We start from the raw sequence: 16,547 nt of genomic DNA, 5'->3' as shown, positions 1-16,547 counted from the left end.
TCTAAGACAGAGGCCGTTAGAATGACCTATGAAAAGAACGAGGGCCGATGGCCCTCGCAGTCTGGGAGAACAGACAAAAGCAGTATCCGGCAGCCGTCATGACATGGTCGGCATGACGAATTCGGCACCGGCCCGTATTCCGGTTGGCCAGCGGCTTGTCACTGTCTTCATTCGCGTGTTGAAGCGGACGCCTTCCGGTCCATGCATGTGATGATCGCCGAAGATCGACGCTTTCCATCCACCGAAGGAGTGGAAGGCCATCGGCACCGGAATCGGAACGTTGATGCCGACCATGCCGACCTTGATCTGGTGAGCAAATTCACGAGCAGCATCGCCGTCACGTGTGAAGATCGATGTCCCGTTGCCGAACTCGTGCTCATTGATCAGCCGCGCGGCCGTCGCATAATCCGGTGCTCGCACGACCGAGAGCACTGGCCCGAAGATCTCCTCCTTGTAGATCTTCATGCTCGGCTTGACGTGATCGAACAAAGTCCCGCCCAGGAAGAAGCCGTCTTCGTAGCCCTGCATTTTGAATTTGCGTCCGTCGACGAGCAACTTCGCGCCGTCCGCAACGCCCGCATCGATGTAGCTTGGGACCTTGTCCAGATGCTGCTTCGTGACGATAGGACCCATCTCGGCCTCGGGATCGGTACCCGGCCCGACCTTCAGGCCTCGAACCTTCGGCTCCAAGGCTGAGATCAGCTTGTCCGCGGTCCCCTCGCCGACCGGTACGGCAACAGAAATCGCCATGCAGCGTTCGCCGGCGGAGCCGTAAGCGGCACCCATCAGTGCATCAACCGCCTGATCCATGTCGGCATCGGGCATCACGATCATGTGGTTCTTGGCGCCGCCGAGAGCCTGACAGCGTTTTCCGGTATTCGCGGCGGTCGAATAGATGTACTGCGCAATGGGCGTGGACCCTACGAAGCTGACCGCCGAGACGTTCGGATGATGCAGTAGCGCGTCGACGGCTTCCTTATCACCCTGCACCACGTTGAAGACGCCATCCGGCAGGCCGGCTTCCTTCAGCCATTCCGCCATGATTAGCGAAGCGGATGGATCACGTTCCGACGGCTTCAGGATGAAGGTGTTTCCGCAGGGGGCTCCGCTTGAACTGTTCGAGCAGCCTCGTACGGGCTTTGTGGCCGGCTTCCTCGGGTCTCCGTCGATCAACCTCGTCCCGGCGACCCTCAAGACAAGCGGCGGCTGCGCCGCAGTTGTGTTTCAGTCCGGCGGTGCGCTGACGCTTCCGAATGCAAGAGCCAAATTGCGGACAGGTGCGGATGGCCAAGAAGTTCTGGTGGGCATTCGACCCCAGCACTTCAGCCGGGCTGGCGGCGGACCTCCGCGCGACGGGGTGGTCTCCTATTCGGCCGTCGTCGACCTCATTCAGCCGACGGGGACCCGTACATTCACCACCATCAAGATCGGCGGCGTCGATGCGGTCGCGGAGTTGCAGGCTCATGACGTCAGCAGCCATGGCGAGCGGATCAACCTCGCCATCGACCTCAATCGCGTGGTGCTGATCGATCCGGCCAGCGGCCTGGTCATCTCGTAACGAGCGCCGGCAATCTGGAGAACGGGAGGAAAAAATGGCGTCGAGACTGTTTGCCACCGGAATTGGAGCTCCGGAGGGGCCGGTGTGCCTGCCCGATGGATCGATGTATGTGACCGAAATGTCCGCGTCGACCCTTTGCATCACACGGCTTGACTCTCGCGGCAATCGCAGGGTGATCCGGACGACTGGCGGGCGTCCGAACGGGTTGACGACTGATGGCCACGGCCGGATCTGGATCGCGGAAGCAGGCCTCCGGGCGCTGATCTGCATCGACGACGGCGGAAACGAGATCCGGCGCATGCAGGGCGAAGGTACGGACCGCTTTCTATTTCCGAACGATCTTTGCTTCGGCCCGAACGGACTGCTCTACCTGACCGACTCCGGCATGGCGGCCGAAGATTTCATCAACGGCCAGGCCTTCGTCGACGGCTATATGGACCTTGATTGGGACGGCCGTGTGTATGAGATCGATCCGGCGGCCATGAAGGTGCTACGCGTGCTCGATCGGAAGATCCGCTTCACCAACGGCATTGCTTTCGGCTCCGACAATCACCTCTATGCCAACGCGTCCTTCACCGGCGAGATCTACCGATATGACGTGCTCGGCGAAGCCTCGCCTAGACGCGAGGTCTTCGGCAACGTCCTGCAACCGAATGCCAATCCCGATTTCAAAGGTCCGGACGGGATGGCCTTCGGCACGGATGGCCGCCTCTATTGCACGGTCTACAACCAGAAGAACGTCAGGGTGCTGGACCGACGGGGTGAAGTCGTCGACCGGCTGATCCTGGATGGGCCGCAGCCGACGAATTGTGCCTTCACGCTCGAGGGCAAGAAGCTACGCGTGACTGAAGTCGGCAAGGGGCAAGTCGAAGAGATCGATATGCCCTGCGAGGGCCTGCCGCTGCATCTGCCGAAGTTCGCCTGACGAGGTGCCTCGCGGTTTTGTCCCGCAAGGCGTCCCGCAGATGCGTCAAAGGAAGCCGATCGATAGCCAGGGCACGGCCGCGACGATCAGCGTGCCGATCAAAAGCGCGATCATGTAGCCCACGATCGGCTTCATGCCCTCGTCCGGGTTGATGCGGCTGATGGCGCAAGCCGCGTAGTAGCCGACGCCGAACGGTGGCGCGAACAGGCCGATGCCCATCGCGAGAACGACCACCATCGCGTAGTGGACATCGTGCACCCCGACCTGCCGCGCGATCGGGAACAGGAGCGGGCCGAACAAGACGATGGCCGGGATCCCTTCCAGAACGCTGCCCAGGATCACGAAGGTCACGATCGTCACGGCAAGGAAGACAGGTACTCCGCCGGGAAGGCTGGTCATGAACTTTGCAAGAGAGGCAGAAAATCCCGACTGGGTCAGCGCCCAGGCCATGCCCGTCGCCGCGCCGATGATGAGCAGGATCGCCCCCGACAGCGAAGCCGTCTCGACCAGCATCGGATAGATGCGGCGCCAGTCGAACTGCCGATAGATGAAGAGTCCCGCACAGGCCGAGTACAGGATCCCGATGGTCGAGACCTCCGTTGCCGTCGCAACGCCTTCGACGACGGCGGTCCGGATCACGAATGGCAGCGCGATGGCCGGTATCGCGATCACAAAGGCGCGGCCAATCTGCCGCCCCGTCGCCCGTTTGACGTGAGACAGGTCCTCGCGGCGGTATCGCCACCACACCACGGCCGCGAGCATGATCGCGAGCACCACGCCCGGAAGCAACCCGCCGGTGAACAGCGCCGAGATCGACACACCGGTCACCGAGCCGATCGTGATCAGAACGAGTGACGGGGGAATCGTCTCGGTCTGCGCCCCCGTCGCGGCCAGGAGCGCAACGAGATCGCCGGGCTTGGCCCCACGCTGCCGCATCTCGGGAAACAGCACTGGAGCCACCGCAGCCATGTCCGCCGCCTTGGAGCCGGAGATGCCTGAGACCAGATACATCGCCCCGACCAGCACGTAGTGCAGTCCGCCACGCACGTGGCCCAAAAGGCTTGCCAGGAAGCTGACCATGGCGCGCGCCATGCCCGTCATCTCGATCAGAAGGCCGAGAAAGACGAAGAGAGGCACGGCAAGCAGGATCAAGTGGCTCATGCCCTCGTCCATTCGTCCGATCATCACGACGTCGGGCGTGCTGGTTGTCAGGGCGAGATAGCCGACCGTGGCGAGGCCAAATGCAAACGCGATCGGCACGGCCGCAAAGACCATCGCGCCGACCACGAAAACGAAGAAGATCAGAAGATTCAGATTGCCAAGTGCCTTCAAGACCGGCGCCAGCAGAATGAACGTTCCGATGATGCCTGCGACGATCGCCAGGGAGGCCAGCAAGCTGCGCAGGCTCGCGATGCGGATGAGCCGGAGGACGGCTGCGATCAGCATCAGCCCGATGCCGATCGGCAGCGCTGCCGCACGCCAGGTGTTGACGATCTCGAGCGCCGGAGTGGTGACGAAGGCCTCGTCGGCGGCGAATTCATAGGCCGGCCAAACGACGAGCACGAGAAATGCCAGCGACGCCGCGGCCGCTATGACATCCAGGAACGCGCGGAGCTCCGCACTGAGCACGCCGACGATGGCGGTCATCCGCATGTGCTCGCCGCGCTGGAACGCAATCACAGACCCGAGCATGGCGAGCCAGAGGAAGAGAATGCCGGCAAGCTCGTCGGACCAGACGATCGGCGAGCGGAATACGTATCTGCCCACGATGCCCGCGGACAGCACCACGATCTCCGCCAGCACGAGCAAGGCCGCCGGGACTGCGACAGCGTGGCCAAGCACCATGTTCGCTGTCACCACCCATCGGCGCGAATTCGCTTGAGATCTGCCGGCCGCGAGCCCGGTATCCACATGCGGCGTATGGCTCACGCTGGTCATGATAGCTGGCCCGCGGCTTTTTCAAGGTGAGACCATGCCTCCTCGCCAAACTTGCCCTTCCAGTCGGCGTAAAAGCTGGTCTTAGACAGCGCCTGGCGGAAAGCGGCACGATCGACGTCGATGAACTTGAGACCTTTGGTCGACAGATCGGCGCGCAGGGACTGGCTGAGCTTTGCGATGTCTGCCCGCTGATCGACCGCGGAGCGATCGAGCTCGCGCGTCACGATCTCCTGCACATCCTTGGGCAGGCGCTCGAAGGCGCGCTTGTTGCCCAGAATCCAGTAGCCATCCCAGACGTGCCCGGTGAGGCTACACGTGCTCTGCACTTCGTAAAGACGCGCGGTCGCGATGATCGGCAACGGATTCTCCTGGCCGTCGACGACCTTGGTCTGCAACGCGGAATAGACCTCGTTGAAGTTGATCGGCGTCGGCCCGGCGCCGAGCGCCTTGAAGAGCGAGGTGAGCAGCGGCGCGGGCGGAACGCGGATCTGGAAATTCTTCAGATCATCCGGCGTCCGGACCTCGCGGCCCGACGAGGTCACCTGACGAAAGCCGTTGTCCCAGGCCTTCGAAACCGCCATGATTGGCGTCTTGGCGATTTGCGCCCGGATGTAAGTGCCGAGGTCGCCGTCCATCGCCTTCCATACGCTGTCGTAGTCGGCGAATGCGAAGCCGGTGTTCACAATGCCTGCGCTAGGTACGAGGGTGGCAAGAATCGAGGACGATTGGTTGAAGAACTCGACGCCGCCGCTGCGAACTTGGGTCAAAAGCTCGGTGTCGGAGCCGAGCTGGTTGGCCGGAAATAGCCTGATCTCCAGCCGACCGCTCGTCGCTTCGCGGATACGGTCGATCGCCTCTTGCGCCCGGATATTCACCGGATGCGTTGGGTCCTGTCCGGTCGCGAACTTGTAGACGAACTCGGCGGCAGACGCCGGGCGGGTGAGAATCCCGCAGAGAGGAACGGTGGTGGCGGCCATCAACAGCGAACGGCGACTGATGCTTCCGGGCTTCGATGCAGTCATGTTTTCCTCCTGGTCCTTCATTGACGTTGCTGCCCGTTGCATCAGCGCAGGCTGACGTGCAGCTTTCCGGGTTCTTCGCTTGCCGGCTCTCGACCACCGGCATTTGGGCAGGAGCAATCACTCGCCGCCGCAACATGCGACGGGCGTAGCTCCTCACCTGGGCTTGGCTAAGTTGGCGCTTAGCGCCGGTACACTAAAGCCACCGCTTGATCTGCCGTGCGACCTCTGCGGTGGAAATCCCGTAGCGGTCGTGCAGGGTCGGAAGTGCGCCGGCGTCAAGAAACTCGTCCGGCAATGCGATCTGGCGGAAGGGCGGATGGACGCCGGAACGCATCAGAAGCGCGGCAGCCGCCTCGCCGAGACCGCCAATCGTTGTGTGGTTTTCGGCAACGACGACCAGGCGGCCCGACTTGCCGGCTTCACGCAAGATCGTCTCGGTATCGAGCGGCTTGATGGTTGGAACATGCAGCACCGCAATATCGATGCTGTCGTCTTTCAAGGTCTGTACGGCTTCGAGCGCGCGCATGGTCATGATGCCGGATGAGATGACCAGGGCGTCCTTCCCGTCGCGGATCAGCTTGGCCTTGCCGAGCTCGAATTTGTAGTCGTACTCGTCCAGAACGACCGGCACCTGGCCGCGCAGCAGGCGGGTGTAGACTGGCCCCTGATGCGCCGCGATGGCAGGCACCAACTGCTCGATCTCGTGGGCATCGCAGGGATCGATGACCGTCATATTTGGCATGGCACGAAATAGCGCGAGATCCTCTGCGGCCTGGTGACTCGGGCCGTAGCCCGAGGTCAGGCCGGGCAAAGCACAAACGATCTTCACGTTGCGGTCTTCCTCCGCAATCGTCTGGTGAATGAAATCGTAAGCCCGCCGAGACGCGAACACCGCGTAAGTGGTCGCGAAAGGCATGAAGCCTTCGGCAGCGAGGCCGGAGGCGGCGCCGAACAGAAGCTGCTCGGCCATGCCCATCTGGTAATAGCGGTCCGGGAACTCCTTTGCGAAGATGTACATGTCGGTGTATTTGCCGAGATCGGCCGTCATGCCGACCACCTCAGGGCGGTGGCGCGCGAGTTCGACGAGCGCGTGTCCGAACGGCCCCGGTCTGGTCTTCTGCCCCTCGGCTGCGATCGATGCGATCATCGCTGAGGTGGTCAGGCGCGGCTTGCCCGGCTGCGGTGCTGATCTGACGGTCTTCATGCCTGCCTCCCGGCTTCCAGCGCGGCAAGCGCGAGCTGCCATTCGTGCGGCTCGACGCGGATGAAATGGCTCTTCTCGCGCTGCTCGAGGAAGGGAACACCCTTCCCCATCAGCGTGTCGGCGACGATGATCCGCGGCTTGAGTTCGGGATGGGACTTGGCCGCGTCGAAGGCGGCGACCACGGCATTGAGATCGTTGCCGTTGACGCGCTGCACGAACCAGCCGAAGGCCTGAAGCTTCTCGACCAGCGGCTCGAACGCCATGACCTGCGTGGAAGGACCGTCCGCCTGCTGATTGTTGACGTCGACGATGCCGATCAGATTGTCGAGCTTGTAGTGGCCTGCCGACTGGATCGCCTCCCAGACCGAGCCTTCGTCAAGCTCGCCATCGGAAAATAAGGTGTATACCCGCGCTCCGGATTTCTTGCGTTTGAGTCCCAGGCCCATGCCGACGGCGATGCTGAGTCCGAGCCCGAGCGAGCCGCCCGACATTTCCATTCCCGGTGTGTAGGAGGCCATGCCCGACATCGGCAGGCGGCTCTCGTCGCTGCCATAGGTTTCGAGTTCTTCCTCGGGGACGATCCCCGCCTCGATCAAGGCCGCGTAGAGCGCGATGGCATAATGCCCGTTGGAGAGCAGAAAGCGGTCTCGCTCCTCCCAGGACGGATCTTCGGGTCTGTAGCGCATCGCATGGAAATAGGCGACGGCGAGAACGTCAGAGATGTCGAGCGCCTGTGCGATATAGCCTTGGCCCTGAACTTCGCCCATGCGCAGGGCATTGCGGCGAATATTGTGGGCGCGGTCCGTCAGCTTGGGCGTGTTCGTAAGCGCGTTGGTCGAGGTTTCCATCGATCTGACCCTTGTCTCGCTGGCTCAGTGGATGAGCATGCCGCCGTTCACGTCGATCACGGCGCCGGTTACGTAGGCGGAGAGATCCGAGGCCAGGAAGGTGTAGATACCGGCGACGTCTTCGGCCGTACCGAGACGATTGAGCGGAATGCCTTCCAGGATCTTCGCCCTCATCTCGTCGGTCAGCTTGCCCGCGGTGATATCGGTGCCGATCAGGCCGGGCGTGACGCAATTGACGCGAATGCCGTCCGGGCCGAACTCTCGGGCCATCGCCTTGGCGAGACCAAGTACGCCGGCCTTCGCGGCCGAATAGTGCGGGCCGCCAAAAATTCCACCACCGCGCTGGGCCGAGACCGACGACATGCATGCAATCGATCCGGCTTTCCGTCCGCGCATATGCGGGATCACCGCCTGGGAGAGAAACAGGATGCCCTTGAGATTGACGTCCTGAATGCGATCCCAATCGGCTGCCGAGATCTCCAGGAACTTCACCGGCTGGGTGATGCCGGCATTGTTGATCAAAACATCGGTGCCGCCAAAGGATTCGATCACGCGGGCGACCGCCTGTTCGCAGGACGATTTGTCGGCGACGTCGCACCCTAGTCCGATATGGGAATTTCCGAGCGATGCCGCAGCATCCGTCGCAGCGCCGGCGTCAATATCCAGAATGGCGACCCGAGCGCCCTCGGCGGCGAACCGCCGGGCGGTGGCAAGCCCGATCCCGCGCGGCGAGGCCGCGCCCGAAATGATGGCCGTCTTACCGCTGAGCAGCATCAGTTCCTCCCGCAAATTGTTCTTCCTTGGCGCTTAGGAATGACCCGCCGACCGCCAACGGACAAACGCGCAGTTGTCACGGATCGATGAATCTGGTTCACTTATGGGATGCTGTCGAATATCCCCATATCGGCAATTCGTGCCTTTGAAGCGGCTGCCCGCACCGGATCGTTTCGCGATGCGGCGAATGAGCTTCACCTGACACCGAGTGCCGTTAGTCATGCCATCCGCAAGCTGGAGGGCACCCTTCGGACCGCTTTGTTCGAGCGCAGCGCACGATCCGTGCGACTTACGCCGGCCGGCGAGAACCTGATGCGTCACACGGGAGCGGCATTCGATCAGCTCCGCCGTGGCCTAGAGGAAGTTGCCGCGCGCGGACCACAATTGGTGCGCGTCCATTCCGCGCCCAGCTTTGCTGCGCAATGGCTGGCACCACGGCTTGCACAGTTTCTCGCTGCTTACCCGAAGCTCGAGGTTCGGCTGGCTGCAAGCACGGACTATGCGCGCTTCAGCAACGATGATTTCGATATCGACATCGTCTACGGTCCGCCACGCGCGGAGGGCGTCGAAATTGTCCCTCTGCCGGAGGAGACGGTCACGCCGCTCTGCTCGCCCTCGCTCGCAAAATCGATCAGGAAGCCTGCCGATCTCCTCGATCAGACGCTCATCCGCTCCGACGTGAAGCGGGTGCAGTGGCATCAATGGTTCACCGCGAATGGGTTAGAAGCACCTGCGCTTCACGGCATGAGATTCGACCGAAGCTTTCTTGCGATCGCGACGGCTGCAGAGGGATTGGGCGTGGCCTTGGAATCAACGCTTCTGGCCGAACGCGAACTGGCGTGCGGGCGCTTGGTCGCTCCATTGGCCGGACGCGCCAACGATATCCGCTACGTCGGTCACCGCTTGATCTACCCGCGCGCAAGCCGACAAAGATCGTCGGTACGAGCTTTTGCGGATTGGGTGGTGGCCCAACTCGGCGGCGGAGATGTTCGCTCCTCGCAGTGAGACCTCATCGAGATATTCCTGAAGCTGATGCGGAAATCCACCGCGTTTTGAGGATCTGCCCTTCATAGGAACCCCTCCGACCGCGTGCACGTTGCCGTATCGCTTCAGGACCCCCTGCCTTGGAGCGCCCCAACAGCGGCCTCCGCGTTGCCCCCGCGGGGGTCGTTTTATCGCGAGGCACAATGGACGAGGGTTGGAGAGTAGTGTTCGCGATTAGCGCCACTGCCGTGGTCGCCGGGGGCGCCTTCTTTGCCATCCGGTTTATCATCGGTCTGCACCTTTAAGGTCGCCCCTTACCCGTATTTTTCCCTAGGTCCAAAGTCTCACATCCACACACCAGTGGAGAAAGTGTCATCGGTGCACTACGGCTTGCGCTCCCGCATCGGTTGCAGTTGGATAGAGGAGCGAATTTACAAGAGACGTTTTTGAGGGGGAACAATATGAGGGCAGCAACGCTCGTTGCCGGGCTTTTTTTGGCAATCGGAATAATTGGACCGGCCGATGCTCGCGGAGGAGGTCACGGGGGCCGTGTCAGCTATGGCGGCGGACACCACACCTCAAGCCACGGCGGCAGCTTTTCAGGCGGCTCGGGATCGTTGCACCGCGGCGGGACCTATGTGAATTCAAACACCGGGAACCGTTACGGCACCCACCAATAAGAGGAAGCGCGCAATGGCGAAGTCGACCCGGAATAGCGGCAAGCAGTCGACGTCAGGCGAAGTGAGCCAACTCAAACAACTTGTGAAGGGCAACACACCGACGCGAGTGATCGGCCTGAAGTTGGGCCGAACCGAAAACGCGATCTACAACAAAGCATCTGAGGAAGGAATCTCACTGGCTCCGACGAACCAAAGCCCCTACGGCACGAAGAAGTAGGTACGGAGATCATGCTGAGACATTGGCCTGCGGCGCTTTGCATGGCCCTCGTGGATTCGGCTTATGGTCAGGCGCCTGCTCCGGCCGCGCCCAAAGCCGCTCCTGAGCCGTCGGCCTATTGTCGATCTTCTGCGCAAATACTCTTTCAGGGTGGAGCTTCGGACGGCGACATCGCCGCCGTCGCGAAGATCTGCCGCCGTGGCGATGTCATCGCCATCAGCACCAGCGCACAAGGTTCAGTATTCTAGGTCGGTCGCCTATGTGACTTTACGAAGTCAGTAGTCGTGATGGGTCCACAGACGCTTTGCGTCCTAGGAGCCGAACGAAGCGTGAGGTGACCAATCCGTGATCGTGATCATGCCCTGCGCGGCGAAATCCAGCTACTGGTTGCTCGCTCGACTGTCACGTCACCGCGACATGTGACATCTACCGCAAAAGCTTCTTTAGCGCAGCGTCGCTCGCTAATCTTGAACTTAAGCGTCGAGCCGCTCCCTGTTGGTTCTCGCCAAGCGTATCTTTGATGATTTCCGTCGCTCGGGTCATCACCTCTTTTCGGACGGATGGGACGGCGCGGATCATCGCCGCAATTTCAGCCTCTGACATACTCTTATTGGGATCCAACTGACGGAGTTCGGCGAACCTTGATTCAACCGCTTTGATTTTTGAGTCATCGAACCACAGAGCAACGCTCTTCTGAGAGTCCGCAATTTTTTGTCGCTTTGTCAGCATCCATATCCTGCGTTCCGACGGGCGAATACATTTGGCCAACTAGCCAACCAAGTTTTGCCTGAAACGTGTCTGTCAATTGCAAGATCTTCGCCGCAACGCAGGTTGCTAGGTGGAGATCGGCCTTCACAGCGATGGAAAGTTTGAGAAACGCTATGCAGTCTACCTGAGATCTGTGCCCTCGGAATCCAGAAAGAAATAGCCAGGCTCGTTGTAATTCAAAAGCCGGCCCATAAACTCCGAGATCTTATTTCTCGCCCGAAGTCCAACGATAGGGAGATCGGATTTCACAGCAGGAGCCTGGAATTGACCGACCTGTCGTTCTACGACCAATTCGAGACTGCGCACCGGTGCAATGGCAATGTACGGTGCCTTGCATCCGCCCGCTGGCCCGCGAGGTACTAGGTCGCAACTTTGCGTTAGCACGATGAAGAATAAGTTCTTCGGATGGTGGAAAAAATGAGGATGAACTGCCTCCAGTAGAGCATCCAGCTCTAGCGTCCTTCGCAGAACGTCCCCTTGCATCAACTCCGTGCTCGAGAACGCCGTTGTCTCATATGCAAAGTGCATGGGCCAAGCATGAGCGCGGATCAGGATGCAGTTTTGGATGCGAACGTATCCGAAGGTGAGACTCGCCCCTCCAGTTCATCATTCAGCCGGCGGATCGCTTGTCGCGTCGACACATTGGCCGGCTCGATTGAGACGGTAATTTTTGTGAAGGCCCCAGACTTGCTAATCTGCGTTCGGTAACTACTGCGGCACTCGGTTCGGCATGAAACGATGTTGCATCTCTGCCCTTGGTGTTAACGACTGCGTCGACAGCACGCCATTCCTGTCTGGTCACCGATGTCGATGAAATTCTGATGTTTTTCGAACTCATTGCATTGCCCCGTAAATGTTTGTCAAAAGATTGCACGCCATCTCAAAACTGCTTTGCATTCGGTAACGTACAGAGTCTTTCGCACTTTCAGGATTGACGGCTTCCTCTAGAATGAAGGAGCTTTGAATGAACGATGGGAATGCCATGGGTCAGGTGATCCAAATTGATGAGGCCCGGATTCGAGATCACCTGGGCGAGATGGTCCGCGGGACGGTGGAAGAGACACTGAACGCCATGCTGGAGGCCGAAGCGGACCAGCTGTGCGGTGCTGGGCGTTATGAGCGCAGCCCGGCCCGGCAGGACACGCGGGCGGGCAGCTACGAGCGAACGCTGCAGACCAAGGCGGGCGACGTCAATCTGAAGGTTCCGAAGCTACGGCGGCAAACCTTCGAGACGGCGATTATCGAGCGCTACCGGAGGCGGGAGAGCTCGGTCGAGGAGGCGCTGATCGAGATGTATCTGGCCGGGATTTCGGTTCGGCGGGTCGAAGACATTACGGAGGCGCTGTGGGGCCCCCGGGTCAGCCCGAGCACAGTGTCGAACCTGAACAAGAAGATCTATACCAAGATCGAGGCGTGGCGGAATCGCAGGATCGAAGGCGAGCATCCGTATCTCTACCTCGACGGCATCGTGATGAAGCGCAGCTGGGCTGGTGAGGTTCGCAACGTCTCGCTGCTGGTGGCCTCGGCGGTCAATGCCGAGGGGTTCCGGGAGATCCTCGGCATCTGTGAGGGCGCCAAGGAGGACAAATCCGGCTGGTCCTCGTTTCTGCGGCATCTCGTCGATCGCGGTCTCAGGGGCGTGCAGTTGGTGGTTTCCGATGCGTGCCGAGGTCTTGTCGAAAGCGTTGCGGATTATCTGCCGGAGGCCCGCTATCAACGCTGCATGGTGCATTTTTATCGCAATGTCTTCAGCCACGTGCCGTCGACCCGGGTCCACGAGGTGAGCCACATGCTCAAGGCCATTCATGCCCAGGAGAGCCGCGCCGCGGCCGACGAGAAAGCCAGGACCGTCATCGCGGATCTGCGGGCAAGCCGTATGGCCAAAGCTGCTGATCTCGTCGAGCAGGCGGTTCACGAGACGCTCGCCTACTATGCCTTTCCTGACATCCATTGGCGGAAGATTCGAACGAACAATCCGCTCGAGCGCATCATGAAGGAGATCCGGCGACGAACCCGTGTCGTCGGCGCCTTCCCCGACGGTCAATCCTGTCTCAATTTGGCGGCGGCCCGGCTGCGGCACATTGCCGGAACGGCGTGGTCGACCAAATGCTACATGAACATGCGACCGCTCTATCAGCCACAACTCTCTGAAACCGGAGCCGTCGCCTGATCAAAAGTGCGAAAGATTCTGGACAGTACCGCCAAATCCCGAGACGAAGAAGAAAGATGTGGTTTGGTTCGCGCTCGAGGAGAGCCGGCCGCTGTTCTGCTTCGGCGGCATCTGGACCGAGTTCAGAGGCGACCGCGGCACCAAGTCGAAGCCGATCCCCGGCCCCACCTTGTCTACGGCTTCCTGACGACGTCACCCAATGCGGTCGTCGAGCCGATCCATCCGAAAGCAATGCCCGTGATCCTGACCACCGAGGAGGAGCGCGACATCTGGATGCACACTCCCTGGGATGAGGCAAAGGCGCTGCAGCGCCCGCTGCCCAACGACGCCCTGAGGATCGTCATGCGCGGCGCAGACAAGGAAGACAAGATCGCTGCGTAGGCTGCATTTGCACGGGCACCAGTTGAATGTACTTTTTGCCGGAGCGCTCGCGGGAATGCGACTGAGACGCTGACGTCCCGTCTAGGTCGCATGTGTGTCTGCTCGGGTACGCGGCCCAGAGCGTCCGCGATCTGAATGCGGCTCTTCTCTCCCCGAATCCTGAAACGCCTTCAAGATGGAGTTCATGTCGTATTGGCGGACGACCTGGATGCAATTCATCAGGTCGAGTTCAAGCTCGCCGTAATTCAGCAGGGTGCGGCCGATTATCGCCATCTCTTTCGGGAAGATATTGTGAATGGGAAACATGTGGTCTGCCTGAGTTAGCTCTTTCAATTACCCACATCTCATACCTAGCTAATTACCCTGAAGCTGGAAGGCCAGAGGGGGCGAAAGCGCTTCTGAGAGCAGAACAGGATAAGCACATCCGTGCATACCTGCGGCAGTGCCTGCATTAGCCTTTGAGGTGCTCAAATGATCTGTGACGCAAAGTGGCACGGATCGGTTCGTCGATATATCGCTTAACAAGAAAGCTAAAAGCGATTGCAACTAGAGTCATGCTTGGTACCGCTAGCGCTGCATGGATCTGCGCAACCCAACCTGCCGAAGTTCCGCCGAACAATAGCATGAGTGGAACGTAGTGGGTCATATAAAGCGGATATGAAAGATCTCCGATAAACTCGCTAAAACGGTTGATCGACGGACTCCCGATTGCATTAGCGCCCAGCCAAACAAGGAGCGGATATACGATTGTGACGATCAGGAAATCGTAGGGCTTCCAAAGGAAGGGCCAAAAAAAGGTCGCAAGCATGATAAGCGGAAGGTAATATGCTGCCCCTGGCAACAGCGGTTGCCTGCCAATACGGCAAGCAACAACGCCCGCGATAAATGAAAAACCTACCCGTACAAAGCCAATCCAGAAGGTTCTGCGGTCGAAACCGCCGTTTAGGCTTCCGAAATCGTAGCACGTGTATGCCGTTGCAACCGCGGCGAAGGCGAGCATCGCTAGCAACCATCGAAGCGATAGTTGGCGCAGACAAAGAGCAAACGTTAGGCTCGCCACATACTCGCAAAGCAATGACCAGGCGGGAGCGACAAAAGGAAAAATAGGAAAGCTGGGATCGTGGACAAATAAGTGCGGCAACAGAAGTACGCTGCAGGTGAGGAGAATAAAAAACTCCGTGACACTAAAATTGAATAACGCAGCAGCCATAGGCGCATAGAATCGTCCGATTACAACCACAACGAAGCCCAACAAGGAGCCAATTACGACGAGCGGATGCAGTCGTATCAGACGCCTTTTAATAAGTTCTGTGGGTGACAATTCTACGCGAGAAGGGTCGTAGGCAAATGCCATTACATACCCTGACAAGCAAAAGAAAAAATCTACAGCGAGATAACCGTGAGGAATCCGGTTCTGAGGACCGAACTGAAAGGGTTCATAAAAATGTAAAACGGCGACACAGATGGCAGCAATTCCCCGCATGCCGTCAAGAATGCTCAGTCGCGCGACCTCTTTGGCAGCCAGCGACCCGGGGTCTTCGGGAAAGGCGTTGGGGGGCGGTAAATTCGGGGTGGCGCAGCTGGATTTGAGCATCGCGTTCGACATGTAGGATTCTGCAATTCTATTAACGCATCTGTCGCATTTCTTTACATATACATGCATATACATGCATATACATGCATATACCGTGTGCCGCTACACGGTCTGAGCACCGTCAACTGCTAGCCCGGCCTATTCGTCAGAGGGCGGCTTTTGGGCCCGATTGATGCGGCCGCACATCTTGTCTGGCGAGGCGCACAGGATTGCCTTCGGCTTTTCACCGCCTGACGACCCGTACTTTGCAACGCGCTTGAGGGATGGGGTGGGTGAACGGGGGGCGGACGCCCCGCCGGTCAAGGACCGAGCGGCAGCAGCGCGCCTGGCAAACGGCGGATCAGGTCGGCTCGGGACATGCCGCGGCAAACGCAAGGCGAATGCGGCTCGTGGTCTCGACCACACGGGCAGCGATTTTCAAGAGACGAAGACGCAGCGTCGCGAACTCGGCAGCGGCCAATTCCCGGACTTTGGGAATCGCCTCGCGCACGGTCAGCATCAGCCAATAAGCGGCCGTATGGAGCGCGAGACGGACCTGGTTGGCGAGCGCCGAACGGCAGCTGGTGCGGTCGGAGGCGAGCTGCGTCATATGCAGCTTGATCAGATTCTCGGCTTGGCCGCGCGCGCATTGTAAGCGGCAAAGAGATCTTTCAATTACCCACATTTGACGTCGGATTTGAGCGGGGGGCCGCGGCCGAAATCTTGAATCAGTAGAATCTGTTGTGATTCGTTGTTGAGCACCTGATTCGGAAGTGCGGGGTGCTCGATGGGCTTGGTGAAGGAACGCGCGGTGGCGCGTGCTCAGCGATTGACGACCGGTATCGAGACGTGGGTTGATCGGGAAGTTGCGGGATGCGAGTTTAAGGATGAGCGGCTTGGTCGCCGGTTCTGCAAATTGCTCGCACAAATCGGGAGCGACATGGGTCAAAGCATCCCGTTGGTTTGTCAGGATTGGGCCAACACGAAGGCCGCCTATCGATTCTTCTCCAACGAGCGGGTCGACGAGGCGGATACCATCTCGATAGGCACCGCTTTCTGCAATACGGTCAGGACGTCATTGTATTTCCTTGGTCAGGTGCACGCCTCGCTCAGACAATGGTGCTGGCTTTACGTCGAGAGGGCGCAAAGGCTTCGATCGAAAACTTTGCCGTCTTTGTCGAAAAAACATCTGCGGCCGACCTTAAGGACCTCCTGGTCGCAATCAAGGAACAAGGCCTACCTGAAACGGACGAGCTGGCGCGCGAGGCACGCCAACTTCAATCTGACCGCTTCGATCGATATCTAATTCCCTACCATCAGCGCCTGGCATTTAGCCGGCGCTTTCTTGTACGAGAGGGCTTTGCCGAGCTGATCGATGACCTGCTTGCTGCGGATGCCGTAACGGTGGGCTAGCCTCAGAGTTTGTGAACGAGTGCTGCACCGGAGCTTGACCCAACTATCCGATCCACCCCCGCGAAAACTGAGGCGCACGTCTGCTGGGCGGA

Annotated in this window: 15 protein-coding genes and 4 pseudogenes; 9 read left to right on the top strand and 10 right to left on the bottom strand. The window is 59.8% G+C overall.

Annotation, left to right across the window (positions count from 1 at the left end; all coding sequences use genetic code 11):
* Window positions 1-96 precede the first annotated feature (96 nt).
* Window positions 97-1,098 (bottom strand): annotated as a pseudogene (mmsA, locus tag IF809_RS25350) (CoA-acylating methylmalonate-semialdehyde dehydrogenase); the annotation flags it as partial.
* Here mmsA and IF809_RS25345 point away from each other — a divergent pair.
* Together IF809_RS25345 and IF809_RS25340 are read left to right on the top strand one after the other, a co-directional pair.
* The gene (locus IF809_RS25345; protein ID WP_202557216.1) at window positions 1,082-1,558 is read left to right on the top strand and encodes an ATP-binding cassette domain-containing protein; all 477 of its coding nucleotides are present in this window, start codon (window positions 1,082-1,084) and stop codon (window positions 1,556-1,558) included. The pseudogene mmsA and the gene IF809_RS25345 overlap by 17 nt on opposite strands.
* A gap of 34 nt (window positions 1,559-1,592) precedes the next feature.
* Window positions 1,593-2,483 (top strand): SMP-30/gluconolactonase/LRE family protein, encoded by an 891-nt coding sequence (locus IF809_RS25340; protein WP_011084962.1) that lies wholly within the window; start codon window positions 1,593-1,595, stop codon window positions 2,481-2,483.
* A gap of 45 nt (window positions 2,484-2,528) precedes the next feature.
* Here the strand turns inward: IF809_RS25340 and IF809_RS25335 are convergent, their stop codons facing one another.
* The 5 genes from IF809_RS25335 to IF809_RS25315 form a co-directional block, all read right to left on the bottom strand.
* Window positions 2,529-4,421 (bottom strand): TRAP transporter large permease, encoded by a 1,893-nt coding sequence (locus IF809_RS25335; protein WP_011084961.1) that lies wholly within the window; start codon window positions 4,419-4,421, stop codon window positions 2,529-2,531.
* Window positions 4,418-5,443: a TRAP transporter substrate-binding protein gene (locus tag IF809_RS25330; RefSeq protein WP_014497714.1), complete on the bottom strand. Its 1,026-nt coding sequence runs from the start codon at window positions 5,441-5,443 to the stop codon at window positions 4,418-4,420. Before IF809_RS25330 ends, IF809_RS25335 begins: the two co-directional genes overlap by 4 nt.
* Before the next feature lie 193 nt (window positions 5,444-5,636).
* Window positions 5,637-6,647: a transketolase family protein gene (locus IF809_RS25325; RefSeq protein WP_014497715.1), complete on the bottom strand. Its 1,011-nt coding sequence runs from the start codon at window positions 6,645-6,647 to the stop codon at window positions 5,637-5,639.
* A complete protein-coding gene (locus IF809_RS25320; RefSeq protein ID WP_011084958.1) occupies window positions 6,644-7,495 on the bottom strand; it encodes a transketolase in 852 nt (283 codons plus the stop codon). Before IF809_RS25320 ends, IF809_RS25325 begins: the two co-directional genes overlap by 4 nt.
* 24 nt (window positions 7,496-7,519) lie before the next feature.
* Window positions 7,520-8,269, bottom strand: a complete 750-nt coding sequence (locus IF809_RS25315; protein ID WP_011084957.1) for an SDR family NAD(P)-dependent oxidoreductase — start codon at window positions 8,267-8,269, stop codon at window positions 7,520-7,522.
* A 108-nt stretch (window positions 8,270-8,377) separates the two neighbouring features.
* Here IF809_RS25315 and IF809_RS25310 point away from each other — a divergent pair, with 108 nt between their 5' ends.
* The 3 genes from IF809_RS25310 to IF809_RS25300 all read left to right on the top strand — a co-directional run bounded on the left by IF809_RS25310 (window position 8,378) and on the right by IF809_RS25300 (window position 10,398).
* On the top strand, window positions 8,378-9,274 hold the full coding sequence (locus IF809_RS25310) for a LysR substrate-binding domain-containing protein (protein WP_011084956.1): 897 nt from the start codon (window positions 8,378-8,380) through the stop codon (window positions 9,272-9,274).
* Window positions 9,275-9,946: 672 nt separating this feature from the next.
* On the top strand, window positions 9,947-10,150 hold the full coding sequence (locus IF809_RS25305; protein WP_014497717.1) for a hypothetical protein: 204 nt from the start codon (window positions 9,947-9,949) through the stop codon (window positions 10,148-10,150).
* Between the two features lie 41 nt (window positions 10,151-10,191).
* Window positions 10,192-10,398, top strand: a complete 207-nt coding sequence (locus IF809_RS25300) for a hypothetical protein (RefSeq protein WP_131233156.1) — start codon at window positions 10,192-10,194, stop codon at window positions 10,396-10,398.
* 178 nt (window positions 10,399-10,576) lie between these two features.
* Here IF809_RS25300 and IF809_RS25295 read toward each other — a convergent pair whose 3' ends face one another.
* The gene (locus tag IF809_RS25295; RefSeq protein WP_014497718.1) at window positions 10,577-10,879 is read right to left on the bottom strand and encodes a hypothetical protein; all 303 of its coding nucleotides are present in this window, start codon (window positions 10,877-10,879) and stop codon (window positions 10,577-10,579) included.
* Window positions 10,880-11,900: 1,021 nt separating this feature from the next.
* Between IF809_RS25295 and IF809_RS25290 the strand changes: the two genes are divergently transcribed.
* Window positions 11,901-13,088, top strand: a complete 1,188-nt coding sequence (locus tag IF809_RS25290; protein ID WP_171463837.1) for an IS256 family transposase — start codon at window positions 11,901-11,903, stop codon at window positions 13,086-13,088.
* Between the two features lie 31 nt (window positions 13,089-13,119).
* Window positions 13,120-13,469: pseudogene (locus tag IF809_RS25285) on the top strand (SOS response-associated peptidase family protein); the annotation flags it as partial.
* Between the two features lie 81 nt (window positions 13,470-13,550).
* Here the strand turns inward: IF809_RS25285 and IF809_RS25280 are convergent.
* The 3 genes and pseudogenes from IF809_RS25280 to IF809_RS25270 form a co-directional block, all read right to left on the bottom strand.
* Window positions 13,551-13,775: a hypothetical protein gene (locus tag IF809_RS25280; protein WP_018647460.1), complete on the bottom strand. Its 225-nt coding sequence runs from the start codon at window positions 13,773-13,775 to the stop codon at window positions 13,551-13,553.
* 145 nt (window positions 13,776-13,920) lie between these two features.
* On the bottom strand, window positions 13,921-15,075 hold the full coding sequence (locus IF809_RS25275) for an acyltransferase family protein (RefSeq protein ID WP_223153693.1): 1,155 nt from the start codon (window positions 15,073-15,075) through the stop codon (window positions 13,921-13,923).
* 287 nt (window positions 15,076-15,362) lie between these two features.
* A pseudogene (locus IF809_RS25270) lies at window positions 15,363-15,697 on the bottom strand (transposase); the annotation flags it as partial.
* A 132-nt stretch (window positions 15,698-15,829) separates the two neighbouring features.
* Between IF809_RS25270 and IF809_RS25265 the strand changes: the two are divergent.
* Both IF809_RS25265 and IF809_RS25260 read left to right on the top strand, forming a co-directional pair.
* A pseudogene (locus tag IF809_RS25265) lies at window positions 15,830-16,051 on the top strand (IS4/Tn5 family transposase DNA-binding protein); the annotation flags it as partial.
* A 107-nt stretch (window positions 16,052-16,158) separates the two neighbouring features.
* Window positions 16,159-16,455 (top strand): hypothetical protein, encoded by a 297-nt coding sequence (locus tag IF809_RS25260; protein ID WP_014497723.1) that lies wholly within the window; start codon window positions 16,159-16,161, stop codon window positions 16,453-16,455.
* Window positions 16,456-16,547: the final 92 nt, after the last annotated feature.

The sequence above is a fragment of the Bradyrhizobium sp. UFLA06-24 genome, assembly GCF_054967145.1.
The sequence above is the reverse complement of the archived record's forward strand: the minus strand, read 5'-3'. Positions and strand labels throughout refer to the sequence as shown.

What these genes read in the sequence shown, in the direction of transcription:
- IF809_RS25305 (WP_014497717.1), top strand. Translation starts at nt 9,947, where the DNA reads ATGGCGAAGTCGACCCGGAATAGCGGCAAGCAGTCGACGTCAGGCGAA.
- IF809_RS25260 (WP_014497723.1), top strand. Translation starts at nt 16,159, where the DNA reads ATGGTGCTGGCTTTACGTCGAGAGGGCGCAAAGGCTTCGATCGAAAAC.
- IF809_RS25295 (WP_014497718.1), bottom strand. Translation starts at nt 10,879, where the DNA reads ATGCTGACAAAGCGACAAAAAATTGCGGACTCTCAGAAGAGCGTTGCT.
- IF809_RS25340 (WP_011084962.1), top strand. Translation starts at nt 1,593, where the DNA reads ATGGCGTCGAGACTGTTTGCCACCGGAATTGGAGCTCCGGAGGGGCCG.
- IF809_RS25275 (WP_223153693.1), bottom strand. Translation starts at nt 15,075, where the DNA reads ATGTCGAACGCGATGCTCAAATCCAGCTGCGCCACCCCGAATTTACCG.
- IF809_RS25325 (WP_014497715.1), bottom strand. Translation starts at nt 6,647, where the DNA reads ATGAAGACCGTCAGATCAGCACCGCAGCCGGGCAAGCCGCGCCTGACC.
- IF809_RS25315 (WP_011084957.1), bottom strand. Translation starts at nt 8,269, where the DNA reads ATGCTGCTCAGCGGTAAGACGGCCATCATTTCGGGCGCGGCCTCGCCG.
- IF809_RS25320 (WP_011084958.1), bottom strand. Translation starts at nt 7,495, where the DNA reads ATGGAAACCTCGACCAACGCGCTTACGAACACGCCCAAGCTGACGGAC.
- IF809_RS25330 (WP_014497714.1), bottom strand. Translation starts at nt 5,443, where the DNA reads ATGACTGCATCGAAGCCCGGAAGCATCAGTCGCCGTTCGCTGTTGATG.
- IF809_RS25300 (WP_131233156.1), top strand. Translation starts at nt 10,192, where the DNA reads ATGGCCCTCGTGGATTCGGCTTATGGTCAGGCGCCTGCTCCGGCCGCG.
- IF809_RS25280 (WP_018647460.1), bottom strand. Translation starts at nt 13,775, where the DNA reads ATGTTTCCCATTCACAATATCTTCCCGAAAGAGATGGCGATAATCGGC.
- IF809_RS25310 (WP_011084956.1), top strand. Translation starts at nt 8,378, where the DNA reads ATGCTGTCGAATATCCCCATATCGGCAATTCGTGCCTTTGAAGCGGCT.
- IF809_RS25335 (WP_011084961.1), bottom strand. Translation starts at nt 4,421, where the DNA reads ATGACCAGCGTGAGCCATACGCCGCATGTGGATACCGGGCTCGCGGCC.
- IF809_RS25345 (WP_202557216.1), top strand. Translation starts at nt 1,082, where the DNA reads ATGAAGGTGTTTCCGCAGGGGGCTCCGCTTGAACTGTTCGAGCAGCCT.
- IF809_RS25290 (WP_171463837.1), top strand. Translation starts at nt 11,901, where the DNA reads ATGGGTCAGGTGATCCAAATTGATGAGGCCCGGATTCGAGATCACCTG.